Source organism: Lentibacillus daqui (assembly GCF_027186265.1).
Taxonomy (GTDB): domain Bacteria; phylum Bacillota; class Bacilli; order Bacillales; family Amphibacillaceae; genus Lentibacillus_C; species Lentibacillus_C daqui.
The window spans coordinates 660,224-676,531 of record NZ_CP114176.1; the positions used below are offsets into that span (position 1 = coordinate 660,224).

Consider the following 16,308-nt stretch of genomic DNA (forward strand, 5'->3'; position numbering starts at 1 on the left):
ACTATCTGTATAAACACTGGATTTACAAATGCTTTTCAAGGATTAAGTATTACATTTTACCACTAATTTACTACTTTTGGATGAGTCTTGATACGACGATATATCCTAGAAAAATGAAAAACCATAAAAGATACTTCCATTGTGAAAATTGAATATGTAATAGATAGACACTTCAAATAAAGGTGTCTATTTTGTATTTAATAATTTATAAGATAAACGAATGGAAAACATTCTAACATTAGTTTAAAAATCAAAATCCCTTATAAGTATTTCATCCCTTTATTCAAATATATACTTGAATGAAATCTGTAAATAAGATATTATATAATCAAATAAGTATTTGAATGAAGATGGAGTGATTACTTTGGTTAAAAAAGCCATGTGTGAAGTGTATTGTTATGACGAAGAAAAAGTCAATCGTATACAAGAAGAATTACAAAAAGAAGAATTATCTTATGTTTCTCAATTGTTCAAAGTACTTGCAGATGAAAATAGAACAAAAATTTCTTATGCTTTATGTATAGACGATGAGTTATGTGTATGTGACATTGCAAATATCATAGGCTCTTCTGTGGCAACTGCCTCCCACCACTTGCGAACACTGCATAAACAAAAAATTGTGAAGTATCGAAAAGAAGGAAAACTTGCTTTTTATTCATTGGATGATGAACACATTAAGCAATTAATTTCGATTACGTTAATCCATCAGAAAGAAGAGAAAGCAAATGTCTGAATCACTCACAAAAGAAGGAATGAAAACTTATCGTGTGCAAGGGTTTAGTTGTGCGGGGTGTGCAAAAACTTTTGAAAATAATGTAAAGAAATTACAAGGCGTGGAAGATGCCGAAGTTAATTTTGGAGCGTCAAAAGTTTATGTAAAGGGGCAAATAACCATTGAAGAGCTTGAAAAAGCAGGATCATTTGAAAATTTAAAAGTGCGAGATGAGAAAGAACAAAAGGTAGATCATGAACCTTTTTGGAAACAAAAAGAAAATATAAAGGTTTATATTTCAGCCATATTACTTTTGGTTAGCTGGTTTTTAGGAAAACAATTAGGAGAAGAACATTTTCTTCCGACAATCGGGTATGCACTGTCTATTTTAATTGGCGGTTACACGCTTTTTATTAAAGGGCTTAGAAATCTGAGTAGATTACAATTTGATATGAATACGCTTATGACCATTGCGATTATTGGTGCAGCCATTATTGGCGAATGGATGGAAGGTGCGACGGTTGTTATCCTTTTCGCTATTAGTGAAGCATTGGAACGCTATTCCATGGATAAAGCCCGTCAATCAATTGAATCGCTAATGGATATCGCACCAAAAGAAGCATTAATCCGTCGGGGAAATCAAGAAATGAGTATCCATGTAGATGACATTAAAATTGGCGATATTATGATTGTAAAGCCTGGTCAGAAATTAGCAATGGATGGCACAGTTTTGACAGGAACATCCACCTTAAATCAAGCTGCCATTACAGGTGAAAGTGTTCCAGTTACAAAAACAGTAGATGACGAAGTATTTGCTGGAACATTAAATGAAGAAGGTTTACTCGAGGTTAGAGTAACCAAACGAGTGGAAGATACTACACTTTCAAAAATCATCCATCTTGTAGAAGAAGCACAAGCAGAACGTGCACCTTCTCAAGCATTTGTCGATAAATTTGCTAAATATTATACACCCGCAATCGTCATTTTAGCTATGCTAATTGCTGCTATTCCGCCATTAGTTGTTGGTGGAGATTGGAGTACATGGATTTATCAAGGGTTAGCTGTACTTGTAGTTGGTTGCCCTTGTGCTCTAGTTGTTTCTACACCAGTAGCGGTAGTGACTGCCATAGGGAATGCTGCGAAGAATGGTGTGTTAATTAAAGGCGGTGTTTATTTAGAGGAAACAGGAAACCTTAAAGCTATTGCTTTTGATAAAACAGGAACTTTAACAAAAGGGATTCCTGCTGTCACAGATATTGTAACGTATAGCGGAAGTGAAGATGAGTTAATGACGATTACAGCAGCAATTGAAAAAGGCTCACAGCACCCTCTTGCTTCTGCTATTATAAAAAAAGCGGAAGAAAAAGGATTACATTTCAATGACGTGTCTATTGAAGAATTTCAATCCGTTACAGGAAAGGGCGTTAAAGCAAGGATAAATCATGAAATATATTATGTAGGAAGCCCGAGTCTTTTTGAAGAACTGCATAATCAAATAGGAAGTAAACAAAGAGACAAGATTACTGATTTACAAACAGCAGGAAAAACAGTCATGGTTTTAGGAACAGAAACAGAAATCCTTGCATTCATTGCGGTGGCAGATGAAATAAGAGAATCATCCAAAGAAGTTATCAGCCAATTAAATCATCTTGGAGTCGAAACAGTTATGTTGACAGGTGATAATCAACGAACCGCACATGCGATTGGACAACAAGTTGGGGTTGTAGATGTCGAAGCTGATTTATTGCCAGAAGATAAGTTGACCTTCATTAAAGAACTTCGAGAAAAACACCAACAGGTAGCAATGGTTGGTGATGGCGTGAATGACGCTCCAGCACTAGCAGCTTCTACGGTCGGAGTAGCTATGGGTGGTGCAGGAACTGATACAGCACTAGAAACAGCAGATATCGCTCTGATGTCAGATGATTTGAATAAGTTACCGTATACCGTTCAATTAAGTCGAAAAGCATTGGCGATTATCAAACAAAATATTACGTTCTCTCTAGGAATTAAAGCTGTTGCTTTACTGTTAGTTGTACCTGGTTGGTTAACATTATGGATAGCGATATTTGCAGATATGGGGGCGACATTGCTTGTAACATTAAACAGTTTACGATTATTGAGGATTAAGAAATGAAACATTCCATGACATATGACGTCATAATAATTGGCGGCGGGCAAGCTGGTTTAGCTATGGGGTTTTCACTAAAACAGAAAAACATTCCTTTTGTTATTCTTGATGAGAATGAGCAAACTGGCATGTCTTGGCGAAAACGTTATGATTCATTACGTTTATTTACTCCTAGAAGTTACAGTCAATTGCATGGATTTCATTTGAAGGGTGATCCTAAAGGGTTTCCAGATAAAAATGAAATCGCAGATTATTTAGCTGCATTTAAAATAGAGAATGAATTACCCGTCCATCATGAGAAAGTCATCAAACTAACTCAGAATGAGAAGAAACAGTTTTTAGTCACCACTCCAAATAATACGTATAAAGCTAAACAAGTAGTTGTTGCTACTGGTACTTTTCACAATCCGTTTGTTCCAAATGTTCATGATGGAACTGCAAATTTTGAAATTCATGCTTCTAAATATCAGAATCCGTCTCAAATACCTAATGGGAATGTTTTAATCGTAGGTGCTGGTAATACAGGTGTTCAAATTGCGGCAGAATTGAGTAAAACACACCAAGTTACACTATCACAAAGCAAACCAATAAAACGTGTTCCTCAAAATATTGCTGGGCGAAGTCTCTTTTGGTGGTTAGAAACATTCCGAATTGGTCGGGCAAAACCAGATTCTTTTATCGGAAAAATGTTAAGAGAACGAGAACCTTTAATAGGAAATGATTTCAAAACGGTTCAAAATAATGTGGAAATCGTTGGTAGGCTAAGTGAAATTAAAAATGGTAAAGCATACTTTAATAGTGGTATATCTAAACAAGTGCAAAATGTGATATGGGCGACTGGCTATCGAAATGATTATTCATGGATACAAATTGAAGGAGCTTTAAGTAATGACGTAAGACCTTTACACTCTTTTGGTGTTACGAATGTAGCTGGATTGTATTTCATAGGGCTAAGTTGGCAAAGTAAAAGAAGTTCAGCTCTTATTTATGGCGTTAGTAATGACGCTGAATATTTGGCTCAGAATATTCAGCAGTACGAAGTAAAATTGGAAAAACGACAAAATTTATGAGGACAATATACATTTGATAGTGGTCTTTTTAATAAATTTGGAATATGGAAATATATCTATAATCAAATCTAAAACGTCATTTGAACAGCACTCTACTGAAAAATGACGTTTTTAAAGTATGATTATCTGATAAGTATTGAAGTAATTTTATAAGAACTTTATTTATTTTCGTTTCCCCCTTTTTATACTGTTGCATAAATGGAAAGACGAAAAAAATTATAACATTAAAGTAAATAACCTCAAAAGTAGGTTTCTTTAAATTAATTAAAATAGAGATATTTACTTTACTAATTTTCTAATCCTCAATAAACCCTGAGATACTATCGCCAATACAGGTAGTTCGATTAATGGACCGATTATAAGAGCAAGAGCAATTAATGGTTGATCAGGGAAAGCTGTTACTACAATGGCTAAGGCAATAGGTGAATTTCTTGCAATAGTTGTCATATTTAAACTTACTGTATCTTTGTAGCTAAACTTAAATACTTTACCTACCGTCTGAGAAACAATAAAGTTTATGATGAAAAATAGTAAAAGTGGAAGAAGGATTAAAAAGATTACTTCTAAATTATTTATTAAATAAGAGCCTTGCGAGGCAAACATCGCTATGATAGCTAAACACAAAAATACAATTTGTGAGGAAGCAAAAAAAGAAATCAATTTCTTTTCTAAGAATGCTTTCTTCTTATTGAATAAATAACGTGTTACATTAGCTAGTAAAAATGGGACAAATAACACAAGAATGACACTTTCTATTATAGTGGATAAACCAACTGTCTCCATTGTACCTGCAAAAATGAACAAATAAATCGGTAACAACATCACTTGCAAAATTAAGTTAACTGGTAATATCGATGTGGAAAGTGACATATTCCCTTTCGCAATCGATGTAAAGATTAAATACCAGTCTGTACATGGAGTAACAAGGAATAAAATGAAACCAAGCCATAAAGCAGGATGATCGGACAAAAAGATTGCTCCTAATCCCCATGCTAAGATTGGCGTCCATACAAAATTAATTACAGTACTTGTACCTAAGAATTTTACGTTTTTGAAGGCAGCTTTGAGATTTTGTAATGGAATAGTTAAAAACAACCCGTACAGCATGAATAATAAAAATGGAAGAATAAATGTTTCAGCATTGTTTTCAAAGATACTAAACTGCCCTAAAAATAGACCAATCCCTACTGCTATCAAAATAACTACGGATTGAAACTTTTCAATAAGATTCATATAATAACCACCTTCACATAATAGTGGCAGATGTGCACAACTAACCTTTAGTTTTAAATGTACATTATCTTTTAAAATATAGCATTATAGATATTGACTTCGAATTTAGAAGGAGAGATTGAATTGAATGAGGAACAGTGGGAAGCAATCAAAAATAACAATAAAAAATATGATGGTATGTTCTATTATGCCTTAACAACAACAAAAACAGTTTGTCGTCCTTCTTGTACAGCCAGAACTCCTAACCCAAAGCATGTTATTATCTATAATGATTTAGATTCAGCTATTATGGAAGGATTCAGACCTTGTACGAGATGTAAGTCGAATCACCTGGAATGGCAAGGGTATAAAGAAGAAATTACAAAATGCGTACGGAAATATATACAAGAACATTATAAAGAAAAGATTACTTTAACCATGCTAAGTAATGTTTTGCATAAAAATCCATACTATATACAACGTAGTTTCAAAGAAATAAAGGGAAAAACGCCTTTAAATTATGTACATGAACTAAGAATGAAAGAAGCGAAAAGATTACTTTTATTTAAAGAATTATCAATAACAGATATTGCCTTAGAAGTTGGTTATAGTGACAGTACTCAATTTTCTGCAAAGTTTAAAAAATATCATGGATTCTCGCCAAGTTGTTATAGAAATTCATTACTGAAAACACAACAATAAATAAAACAGATCACAAGTGCTTATATAATTATTAACTTTATATACAAATTTAATAGGTTCACTTAGAACGTCACCTAAACAGTTTTAACTGATAGTTGACGTTTTTTTATGAAATTATTTAGAAACAGACAGTTGTTTTGACCAAATTAAATGAAAAGGAGAACGCTGCATGATGTCTATGAATGAACAGGAAATATATGAAAATAAGGTCTTGGAATGGATTGAAGATCATTTTGTTCTGAACGAAGTTGAAATTGAAGACTATCCTTTTTTTCTTCATGGAAAATTGGTACGTGATAAACAAGATAAAACAATGGTTGTGTTTTGGTGTGTGATTTATGGACGAGTAGATTATCGTTTTCAAGACGCATAAGGAGTGATGAATCATGCAGATGTTTAACTCTCGTTCCCCTCCCACTCCCTTTATGTCTAATTATGAACCATGAATCAAAAACTAAAATAAGAAAAGAGGTCTGTATCGTGGAATTAAAATATGTAATCCCGAACATGGAAAAAACATTTGGTAACTTAGAATATGCAGGAGAAGGAAAAGTCGAACAGCGACGAGTTAATGGAAGAATGACAACCCTATCTCGCAGCTATAATCTCTATTCTGATGTTCAGCGGGCAGATGATATTGAGGTCGTTCTCCCACAGGAAGCTGGGGAAAAATTCTTTGAACATGAGGAAAAAGTAAAATTAGTCAATGCTCGTATTACCGCAGAAGGCTATAAAATCGGGGATCGTGGTTTCACAAACTACAAATTACATGCTGACGACATCGTCAAAGCATAAGGAGGATTTACACATGAGATTAGCACAAGGCATTATCTTAGATAAAGAAAAGACATTTGGATTATTAAAGTTTTCGGCATTACGACGTGAGGTCTTTCTACAAAACGAAGATGGAACGGTATCATCCGAAGTCAAAGAACGCACCTATGATTTAAAATCGAAAGAACAGGGACGGATGATTCAAGTCAGTATCCCTGCTTCTATTCCTTTAAAAGAATTTGATTATAATGCAGAGGTGGAAATGGTTAATCCTGTGGCTGATACCGTTGCAAACGCCACTTTTCGTGGTGCAGATGTAGATTGGTTCATAAAGGCAGATGATTTGGTCTTAAAAGGAAAAGCTGCACCTATAGGCGATAAATCCGTAAAGAAGCCAGTTGATAAGGGTAAATAAATATGAAGTTTTTTAAAAGACGAGGGAAACGTATTAAAGAAAAGGACGCTTCCCTCGTTTTTCAATTTGTGTTTATATCGTTAGTTGGTGTATGGCTTCTTTCCTTTCTCCCTTTTCACTTGTCATTTTTATTGACTAGCAAGTGGCAGCTAGAGGTTTTTAAAGCCCATTTTATCAGTATGTATGGATTGGTGACACTGCTTATTAGTCTTGTTTTAACAGCAGCATGTTCCTTTGTCTATTATCGTTATTGTTATAACCATCTCAAACAGATTATTCATCGTCAAAAGCTCTCAAAAATGATACTGGAAAATGGTTGGTATGAAACAAAACAAGTCGCTAAAGAGAGCTTTTTTAAAGACATTTCTTCTGATAAAGCAAAGGAGAAAATCAGTCATTTTCCTAAAATCTATTATCGTTTTCAGAAAGGATTGCTGTATATTCAGACTGAAATTACACTTGGAAAGTTTCAAGAACCACTCTTAAACTTGGAAACAAAATTGGAAAGTGGTTTGTATTGTGAATTGATCTCAAAAGAATTACATGATTCCTATGTGGAGTATGTGCTTTTCTATGACGTGATAGCGAAACGGATTCCCATTACAGAAGTCACTGCACAAGATGGCAGCCTAAAACTTATGGAATCCATGTATTGGGAATACGATAAGCTCCCTCATATGCTAATCGCTGGTGGAACTGGCGGTGGGAAAACGTACTTTATTCTCACTATTATTGAAGCCTTATTAAAAACAAACGCAAAGCTATATATTTTAGATCCAAAAAATGCTGATTTAGCTGATTTGTCTACTGTCATGAAGGATGTATATTACAAAAAAGAAGATATAATGGCGTGTATTAACCAATTTCATGAAGCCATGATGGCTCGAAGCGAAGAAATGAAGCAAATGGAAGGTTATATAACAGGAGAAAATTATGCTTATTTAGGTTTGTCTGCCCATTTTTTAGTATTTGACGAGTATGTAGCGTTTATGGAGCTGCTTACTTCTAAAGAAAACACAGCAGTTTTAAGCAAATTAAAACAGATTGTCATGCTTGGGAGACAAGCAGGCTTTTTTCTAGTCCTAGCCTGTCAACGTCCAGACGCAAAATATCTTGGAGATGGAATAAGGGATCAGTTTAACTTTCGGGTAGCTCTTGGTCGAATGAGTGAGCTTGGGTACGGAATGATGTTTGGAAGCGACGTTCAAAAACAGTTCTTTCTCAAACAAATCAAAGGTCGTGGCTACGTGGATAAAGGAGATAATGTGATTTCTGAATTTTACACTCCCTATGTACCTAAAGGTCATGATTTCCTACAAGAGATAGGTAAACTTGCAAACTAAAGGCTGCCAGACAAGCGGCGTACGAAGTGAAAGCCGCTTGTCTGGCTAAGCCTTGCGTGGCGATAGCCACGCCTTGACCCCCCATTTCTAACAGGGGGGTAGAAAAGCAATTAGAAACAGGCTCAAAAACCTTTGAACACTTGATGGCGCAAGGGTTTGGAATACATGAAGATGATGTCAGCTAATACGCTTTTAGTTGACATCTTTTTTAGTTAGGAGGAATCCTTTTGAAGCAACCAGTCTGGTATCAATTATTAAAAGAAAAAAGATTGGAATATGGCGTATCACAAAATAAACTGGCTACTCATGCCGGGATTACAAGGCAATATATAAGTCAAATGGAGACAGGAAAAGTGAATCCCTCAGAAACGCTGAAAGAAACTTTGTTTGATATTTTGGAACGATTTAACCCGGAGGCTCCACTGGAAATCTTGTTTGATTATGTTCGGATTCGATTTTTATCCACTGACCCAGTTCCAGTGATTGAAGACATTCTACAGTTAAAAATGGAATATATGTTGCATGAAGATTATGCGTTTTACTCCTATATCGAGCAGTACGTCTATGGAGATATTACAGTTATGGTATCTCCCGACGAGGATAAAGGCTGTTTATTGGAATTAAAGGGGAAGGGATGCAGGCAATTTGAAAACTTTTTATTAGCTCAACAACGTACATGGTTTGATTTCTTCATGCATGTATTTCGAGTAGGGGGAGTATTTAAACGTATTGACCTTGCAATAAACGACAAGACAGGCATATTAGATGTTCCGTTTTTAACAAAAAAATGTCACAACGAAGAATGTATCTCGGTTTTTCGTAACTTCAAGAGTTATCGTTCTGGTGAACTTGTCCAGGGAGAAGAAAAACGGGATATGGGAAATACCTTATATATTGGTTCTTTAAAAAGTGATGTTTACTTCTGCATTTATGAGAAGGATTATGAGCAGTTTGTTAAATATGGTGTGTCACTGGAAGATACGGAAGTGAAAAATCGCTTGGAAATTCGTCTTAAAAATGATCGTGCGTACCATGCGATTGTTGATTTAATGATGTATGAAGACGCCGGCAGGACTTCTTTTTCTATTATCAATCGTTATATCCGTTTTGTAGATAAGGATGAGAAGAAGCGGCGGAGCAGTTGGAAAGTTAATGCAGATTGGCAGCGATTTTTAGATTTTGGGGTGAATCGAAAGATTTCTTTAACCACCAAGCCTGAACCTTATACGTTTGATAAGACACTAAGGTGGCTGGCGCATCAAGTCGCACCTACGTGGAAGTTAGCTACCAAACTGGATGAAATCAATCAAACGACGGTTATCAAGGATATGCTTAAACAGGCAAAATTAACTGAACGTCATCAGAAATTGCTTATGCAACAGGCTATTTCCACAGAGGATGTCATACACCCTCCTTCCAAAAAAGAGTGAATGACAGAAAGGAGAAATTTTTATGAATTTCGGCCAAAATTTGTACAATTGGTTTTTAGACAACGCTCAATCATTAGTCTTAATGGCTATCGTAGTGATTGGGATTTATTTGGGATTCAAACGAGAATTTTCAAAACTGATTGGCTTTCTAGTGATTGCTTTAGTAGCGGTCGGATTAGTCTTTAATGCCGCAGGAGTGAAAGATGTATTGTTAAATCTATTCAATCGGATTATTGGGGCTTAATAGGACCCGTTCTTTTATGAAAGATAAGTGTTCCTTCTTATGTTTCGTAAAAAACGGGTGGACCAAGCGCTAGCGCGGTAGAGATTAACAAATCTATATTATATATCAGCAGATAAACGGTTGCTGTTTTTATTTAAGAGGAGTATGTTTCATGAACACAATTGTAGCTGTAGAAAAAAGAGACGAATTAGATGAAGCTTTATTAGAAGTAGGTATGTCCGTTCAAACAGGAGATGAAATTTGCGATAAAGCAATGGAAGAAGCGAATGATAGGAGGGAGGATGATTCACAGGTTATCATCATTAAGTTGGAAGATGATCCGGCAGATTTATCTATTACTGAATTTGAATTATTAAATGATGAAGATAATCCAGAGGTGAAAAAACTTTCCTTTAAAGCGTTTTATTATCTTTAATAATTATATCATTAAAAAGAAAGGTTAAAGCGTGGAGCAGTGACACTTATTGTTTACTGCTTTTTCTATGCGCATTTTTATGAAAAAGGTCGTGATAACAAATGGACATGCAAGTGTATATAGCTAACCTTGGAAAATATAACGAAGGAGAGTTGGTTGGTGCTTGGTTTACGCCACCTATAGATATGGAAAATGTGAAAGAGCGTATTGGCTTAAATGGGGAGTATGAAGAATATGCGGTACACGATTTTGAGTTACCTTTTGAAATAGATGAATACACACCGATTTCAGAAATCAATCGACTGTGTGCCATGGTAGAAGAAATTGAAGGAACGCCATTGTATGAGCTCTTTCAGAAGTGCACGGTTATTGGTTTGGTAGCTTAGAAGAATTACTGGAACATCAAGATGATATTATTTACTATCCTGATTGTGAAGACATGGAAGATGTTGCGAGGTATTTGATAGAAGAAACAGGCGTGCTTGGAGAAGTACCTGCCAATCTACAGAATTATATTGATTACAAAGCTTTTGGACGTGATCTTGAAATTGAAGGCAGTTTTCTAGTCAGCTCGCATGGTGTATTTGAATATCCGCAGTAAAAAGAGCAGCAGCTTGTTCAATCGGACAGGCTGCTTTTCAATGTATGAAAGGATGATTATCTTTTGAAAAAGCTAAAAAGTTATACCCGTATTTGGTCAGTGGAAAAAGTGATCTATGCCATCAATGATTTTCGTTTGCCTTTTCCCGTCACGTTTAATCAAATGACATGGTTTGTTCTTTCTCTTTTGGCAGTCATGTTATTAGGAAATCTCCCGCCTCTTTCTCTGATCGACGGTGCATTATTAAAATATGTTGGTGTCCCTATTGGAATCACGTGGTTTATGAGTAAAAAAAGCTTTGATGGAAAAAAGCCGTACGGATTTCTTAAATCAGTTGTGACCTATTTTATAAGGCCAAAAATGACTTATGCAGGAAAAACCGTAAAACTTCAAAAACAGACAGTTGATGAAGCTGTCACTGCGGTAAGGGGGAAGGCGCATGCGCTATCCGATTAAATATATCGAAAACAACCTTGTTTTTAATCATGACGGAGAATGCTTCGCTTATTATGAGTTATTGCCATATAATTATTCCTTTTTATCGGAGGATGAAAAAATACAGGTCCATGAACATTTCCGTCAATTAGTTGCTCAAAATCAAGATGGGAAAATTCACGCTTTACAAATCAGTACAGAAAATAGTATTCGTTCTGTACAGGAAAAAAGTAAAGAATTAGTGACAGGACGATTAAAGGAGGCAGCTTATGACCGAATCGACGATCAAACGGAGGCTCTTATATCGATGATTGGTGAGCATCAGGTCGATTATCGTTTTTTTATTGGTTTCAAGCTTTTATTAAATGAAGAAGAAGTCAGTATGAAGTCGATGGGAAAATCCGTGATAAATTCTCTTTCCAGTTTCGTTCGTGATGTGAATCATCATCTCATGGGAGATTTTGTTTCTATGCCGCATTCCGAAATCCATCGTTTTTTGAAGATGGAACAGTTATTACAAAATAAAATCTCCAACCGTTTTAACGTTCGACCGTTAAGCAAAGATGACATAGGCTATGTCATTGAACACCTCCATGGACAATTGGGAATTGCATTTGAGGAATATGACTATCCTCTTCCTTCTGAAAAAGGAGAAAAAGAAACATGGATAAAACAGTATGATTTGATTAAGCCAACCCGTTGTTTGATTACAGAAAGTCAACGTTTCATTAAGCTGGAACAGGAAGAGGTAACAACCTATGCTGCTTACTTTACCATTAATTCGATTGTAGGAGATTTGGAGTTTCCTTCTGATGAAATCTTTTACTATCAGCAGCAACAATTTGATTTTCCGATTGATACGTCCATGCATGTGGAAATTATGACAAATAAGAAAGCACTATCAACCGTACGTAATAAGAAAAAAGAATTAAAAGACTTGGACAATCATGCTGCAGAGTCAAATAATGAAACTGGAAATAATGTACTGGAAGCACTGGAACAGGTGAATGAACTAGAAGATGTTCTCGACCAAACGAAGGAATCCATGTATAAGTTGAGCTATGTCATTCGGGTGTCTGCTTCCAATGAAGATGAGTTAAAACAACGTTGTAATGAAGTAAAAGATTTTTATGATGATTTGAATGTCAAACTCGTTCGTCCTTTCGGAGATATGCTGGGATTACATGGCGAATTCATTCCTGCCAGTAAAAGATACATGAATGACTATATACAGTATGTCACCTCTGATTTTCTTGCCGGACTTGGATTTGGTGCAACGCAAATGCTGGGAGAAACAGAAGGTATTTATTTTGGCTACAACTTAGATACGGGAAGGAATGTGTATGTCAATCCAAGTCTTGCCAGCCAAGGGGTAAAAGGCTCAGTTACAAATGCTCTAGCTTCTGCCTTTTTAGGTTCTCTAGGAGGCGGGAAATCATTTTCTAACAATCTGCTTGTCTATTATGCGGTTCTTTTTGGCGGACAAGCTCTCATTGTTGATCCAAAAGCGGAACGAGGTTTGTGGAAAGAAGCTTTACCCGATATTGCAGAAGAAATTAATATCGTTAATCTTACAAGTGATGAACTCAACAAAGGATTACTTGACCCCTACGTCATTATGAAAAATAAGAAGGATTCTGAGAGCTTAGCCATTGATATTTTAACCTTTCTCACAGGTATATCGAGCCGAGATGGTGAAAAATTTCCTGTTTTACGAAAAGCGATTCGGGCGGTCAGCCAGCAGGAAGAACGTGGCTTGCTGCTAGTGATTCATGAACTAAGAAGTGATCCGAACCCTTTAGCTGCCACCATTGCAGACCATATCGAAAGTTTTACCGACTATGATTTTGCACATCTGCTCTTTTCTGACGGAACTGTACAAAACTCTATCAGTCTACAAAAACAGCTGAATATTATTCAAGTAGCTGATTTAGTATTGCCTGACGCTGAAACAAGCTTTGAAGAATATACAACGATGGAGCTCCTAAGTGTTGCCATGCTGATTATCATCTCCACTTTTGCGTTAGATTTTATTCACTCTGACCGAAGCATTTTTAAGATCGTAGACTTGGATGAAGCTTGGTCCTGTGCGAAACGTTCGCAATTGAAAAGATTGCGCACATTCTCGAAGATAGCTGCTTAAAAACAGTTAATCAGAAAGAGAATGGAGAACTCTTAACTTGAGAAGCGGAATGATAGGGTAACGCCTTGAAACACTTCCTCTGATACTCCGACATGCGATAGTTCAGTGCAAGAAGTATTGTATGAAGCTCGGTGAAGTCGGCAAAAGATTACCGTAGTAAATGATTCATCATTTAACGAAATTGTCCTAGAGGTAGGATATGTAATTGATATGCCGGGAGTCATTAAAAACAGAATATGGTGAGAATGTTCCATTAGGAACTGACGAACTGGCGAATGTACGCTCTGAAGGCTAGCATACAGAAATGTATGTACGACAGGCTTGAGGATAAGTAAGAATAGCGACCTATGAAAGTCCTTGATGTGTTATAGGCACATGATAAGTCTGTGGGGTAAAGTCAGCACCTAACCTCTGTACTGATAAAGTTAAGGGAACGTTGAAAACTAAGGACGTGGAGTTTGCACAACCAGTGAAGCGTTGAAAAGGAAATCATAACTTTTCTTAATCCTTAGTGAGAGTAGTGGCACGACCGATGAAGATTCTGTAATGGAATCGGAGGAACAGCCACAAGTCATTTATTTATTGAATAAAACTTAATCACTACTCATGGATTCTAGTAGGACTAAAAAGGTCACGAATCTGACGAGAGGAGTGATAAACCATGAATCAAACTGTTAGAGAAGAAATTGTTCTAAAAGATAATAAATTACGTTATGCAGAATACTACGGAATGACCGAAATTTTCGATGAGTTGTATCAGAAAAGCGCCGAAGGAGTTTCATTTAAAAGCTTAATGAACATCATCACATCAAATGAAAATATACAATTAGCTTATCGAACGATCAAAAGAAATGGTGGTAGTAAAACAAAGGGTATTGATGGAGTTTCCATTAAAGATATTGAAAAACTCCCTTACACTACCTTTCTTACCATCGTACAAAAAAAGGTTCGACGCTATACACTGAGAAAAGTTCGTAGAGTAGAAATTCCTAAAGCAAATGGTCGTAAGAGACCATTAGGTATCCCCTCTATATGGGATAGAATTACTCAACAATGTATTCTGCAAGTAATTGAACCAATTTGCGAAGCTAAATTTCATAAACACAGTTATGGATTTAGACCTCAACGGTCTACAGAAAATGCAATAGCCACGTGTATGTATCGAATGAATCAAAGTCGATTAAATTATGTAGTTGATGTAGATATTAAAGGATTCTTTGATAACGTTCATCATGGAAAACTCATGCGCCAAATATGGACAATGGGTATTCGTGATAAACAATTATTGGTTATCTTACGAAAGATGTTGAAAGCACCTATTGTTCTTCCAAGTGGGGAAACTGAAATTCCAACAAAAGGAACACCTCAAGGCGGAATTCTAAGTCCCTTACTCGCAAATATTAATTTGAATGAGTTTGATTGGTGGATTGCCAATCAATGGGAAGAGCGTACTTGTCGGGAGTTAAAATCTAATTACAATAAAAAAGGCTACTTGGATAAGGGGCATAGTTTTACGAAGTTACGAAATACGACCTCTTTGAAAGAAATGTATATCGTAAGGTATTGCGATGACTTCAAAATATTTTGTCGTACAAAATCAGACGCCCATAAAATATACCATGCAGTCAAACTGTGGTTGAAAGATAGATTGAAACTTCCTATTTCAGAGGAAAAGTCAAAGATAACCGATTTAGAAGCCGAATCTAGCGAATTTCTTGGATTTACATTGCGATTAGTTTCAAAAAGTGGCAAAAAAGTCTGTCACTCACATGTTGCGCCAAAAGCTCTTAAACGCATTAAACATGGGCTTAAGAGACAAGTAAAGCAGATTAAGAAAATGGATAAGCGCAGATATGTTGTACGAGAAATAAAAAAATATAATTCCATGATTATTGGAATACATGAGTACTACAAGCTAGCCACTCATGTAAACCTAGATTTCTCGCCTCTTAATTATCAACTACTAACTACTATGCATAATTTACTTCGACAGCATGGGCTGACCAAAAACGGTGAATACAAAGGTCATGATAAAGGAATCAAGAAGTATTTGAAATCAAAGCAAATGCGCTACTTACTTGGCTACCCTATTTTACCTTTAGGCTATGTTCAAATGAGAAAACCAATGTTAAAGAAACATGCTTATAACAAATATACGCCTGAAGGTAGACTTGCGATTCATCGGAAACAACAATCTGTCCCAGAATGGAAGATTCAGTGGTTACGACAACATCCGGTCATTAACGAACGAGCAAGCATTGAGTTCAATGATAATCGAATTTCATTGTTTGTCGCACAAAAAGGAAGATGTGCTATAACAGGAGTAGAATTTTTCTTAGATGACTTCCACTGTCATCATAAAAAATTGTGGTCAAGTACTCAAAATGATTCCTATCGGAATCTGATACTTGTCACAAAAGAAGTTCATACACTCATTCACGCGACAAAACAAGAAACAATCAAGCGACTCTTGAATCAATTAGCTTTATCAAGTGACCAACTGGAAAAATTAAATAAACTTCGCAAATTAGTTAATAATTATGAACTACCATTAAACATTGAAATGGAAGAAACATATGAACAGTTAACTCTTTTCTAACCAAAATAGATTAAGAAAAATGAATTCAATGAATAAATGATGGAGCGCCGTATGAGGTGAAAGTCTCACGTACGGTGTGGAG

14 protein-coding genes and 2 pseudogenes are annotated in these 16,308 nt (G+C 35.8%); 15 read left to right on the forward strand and 1 reads right to left on the reverse strand.

Going from position 1 to position 16,308, the window contains the following annotated elements:
• Window positions 1-364 precede the first annotated feature (364 nt).
• From O2S85_RS03550 to O2S85_RS03560, 3 genes are read left to right on the forward strand one after another with little or no spacing between them, the layout of a single operon-like run.
• Entirely contained in the window at window positions 365-733 is a 369-nt protein-coding gene (locus O2S85_RS03550) for an ArsR/SmtB family transcription factor (RefSeq protein ID WP_269412460.1), read from the forward strand.
• Window positions 726-2,849 carry a heavy metal translocating P-type ATPase gene (locus O2S85_RS03555; RefSeq protein ID WP_269411355.1) on the forward strand — a complete coding sequence of 708 codons (2,124 nt, stop codon included), beginning with the start codon at window positions 726-728 and terminating at the stop codon, window positions 2,847-2,849. The genes O2S85_RS03550 and O2S85_RS03555 overlap by 8 nt, the downstream gene beginning before the upstream one ends.
• Window positions 2,846-3,913, forward strand: a complete 1,068-nt coding sequence (locus O2S85_RS03560; RefSeq protein WP_269411356.1) for a flavin-containing monooxygenase — start codon at window positions 2,846-2,848, stop codon at window positions 3,911-3,913. Before O2S85_RS03555 ends, O2S85_RS03560 begins: the two co-directional genes overlap by 4 nt.
• Before the next feature lie 279 nt (window positions 3,914-4,192).
• Here the strand turns inward: O2S85_RS03560 and O2S85_RS03565 are convergent, their stop codons facing one another.
• On the reverse strand, window positions 4,193-5,146 hold the full coding sequence (locus O2S85_RS03565) for an arsenic resistance protein (RefSeq protein WP_269411357.1): 954 nt from the start codon (window positions 5,144-5,146) through the stop codon (window positions 4,193-4,195).
• Between the two features lie 123 nt (window positions 5,147-5,269).
• Here O2S85_RS03565 and O2S85_RS03570 point away from each other — a divergent pair, with 123 nt between their 5' ends.
• The 12 genes and pseudogenes from O2S85_RS03570 to ltrA all read left to right on the forward strand — a co-directional run bounded on the left by O2S85_RS03570 (window position 5,270) and on the right by ltrA (window position 16,226).
• Window positions 5,270-5,827 carry an Ada metal-binding domain-containing protein gene (locus tag O2S85_RS03570; RefSeq protein WP_269411358.1) on the forward strand — a complete coding sequence of 186 codons (558 nt, stop codon included), beginning with the start codon at window positions 5,270-5,272 and terminating at the stop codon, window positions 5,825-5,827.
• A 169-nt stretch (window positions 5,828-5,996) separates the two neighbouring features.
• Entirely contained in the window at window positions 5,997-6,200 is a 204-nt protein-coding gene (locus tag O2S85_RS03575) for a hypothetical protein (protein ID WP_269411359.1), read from the forward strand.
• Window positions 6,201-6,307: 107 nt separating this feature from the next.
• Complete coding sequence (locus tag O2S85_RS03580) at window positions 6,308-6,622, forward strand: YdcP family protein (protein WP_269411360.1); 315 nt, start codon at window positions 6,308-6,310, stop codon at window positions 6,620-6,622.
• A 13-nt stretch (window positions 6,623-6,635) separates the two neighbouring features.
• A complete protein-coding gene (locus O2S85_RS03585) occupies window positions 6,636-7,016 on the forward strand; it encodes a YdcP family protein (protein WP_269411361.1) in 381 nt (126 codons plus the stop codon).
• A 2-nt stretch (window positions 7,017-7,018) separates the two neighbouring features.
• Complete coding sequence (locus O2S85_RS03590) at window positions 7,019-8,359, forward strand: FtsK/SpoIIIE domain-containing protein (protein ID WP_269411362.1); 1,341 nt, start codon at window positions 7,019-7,021, stop codon at window positions 8,357-8,359.
• A gap of 227 nt (window positions 8,360-8,586) precedes the next feature.
• Window positions 8,587-9,789, forward strand: coding sequence for a MobT family relaxase (gene mobT / locus O2S85_RS03595; RefSeq protein ID WP_269411363.1), 1,203 nt, complete (start codon window positions 8,587-8,589; stop codon window positions 9,787-9,789).
• Between the two features lie 22 nt (window positions 9,790-9,811).
• Window positions 9,812-10,033, forward strand: a complete 222-nt coding sequence (locus O2S85_RS03600; protein ID WP_077604243.1) for a hypothetical protein — start codon at window positions 9,812-9,814, stop codon at window positions 10,031-10,033.
• Between the two features lie 151 nt (window positions 10,034-10,184).
• Entirely contained in the window at window positions 10,185-10,448 is a 264-nt protein-coding gene (locus O2S85_RS03605; protein WP_269411364.1) for a hypothetical protein, read from the forward strand.
• Between the two features lie 101 nt (window positions 10,449-10,549).
• Window positions 10,550-11,049: pseudogene (locus O2S85_RS03610) on the forward strand (antirestriction protein ArdA).
• Window positions 11,050-11,112: 63 nt separating this feature from the next.
• Entirely contained in the window at window positions 11,113-11,505 is a 393-nt protein-coding gene (locus O2S85_RS03615; RefSeq protein WP_269411365.1) for a conjugal transfer protein, read from the forward strand.
• A pseudogene (tcpF, locus tag O2S85_RS18885) lies at window positions 11,489-13,600 on the forward strand (conjugal transfer ATPase TcpF); the annotation flags it as partial. The gene O2S85_RS03615 and the pseudogene tcpF, both read left to right, overlap by 17 nt.
• A 688-nt stretch (window positions 13,601-14,288) precedes the next feature.
• The gene (gene ltrA / locus O2S85_RS03625) at window positions 14,289-16,226 is read left to right on the forward strand and encodes a group II intron reverse transcriptase/maturase (RefSeq protein ID WP_269411366.1); all 1,938 of its coding nucleotides are present in this window, start codon (window positions 14,289-14,291) and stop codon (window positions 16,224-16,226) included.
• Window positions 16,227-16,308 lie beyond the last annotated feature (82 nt).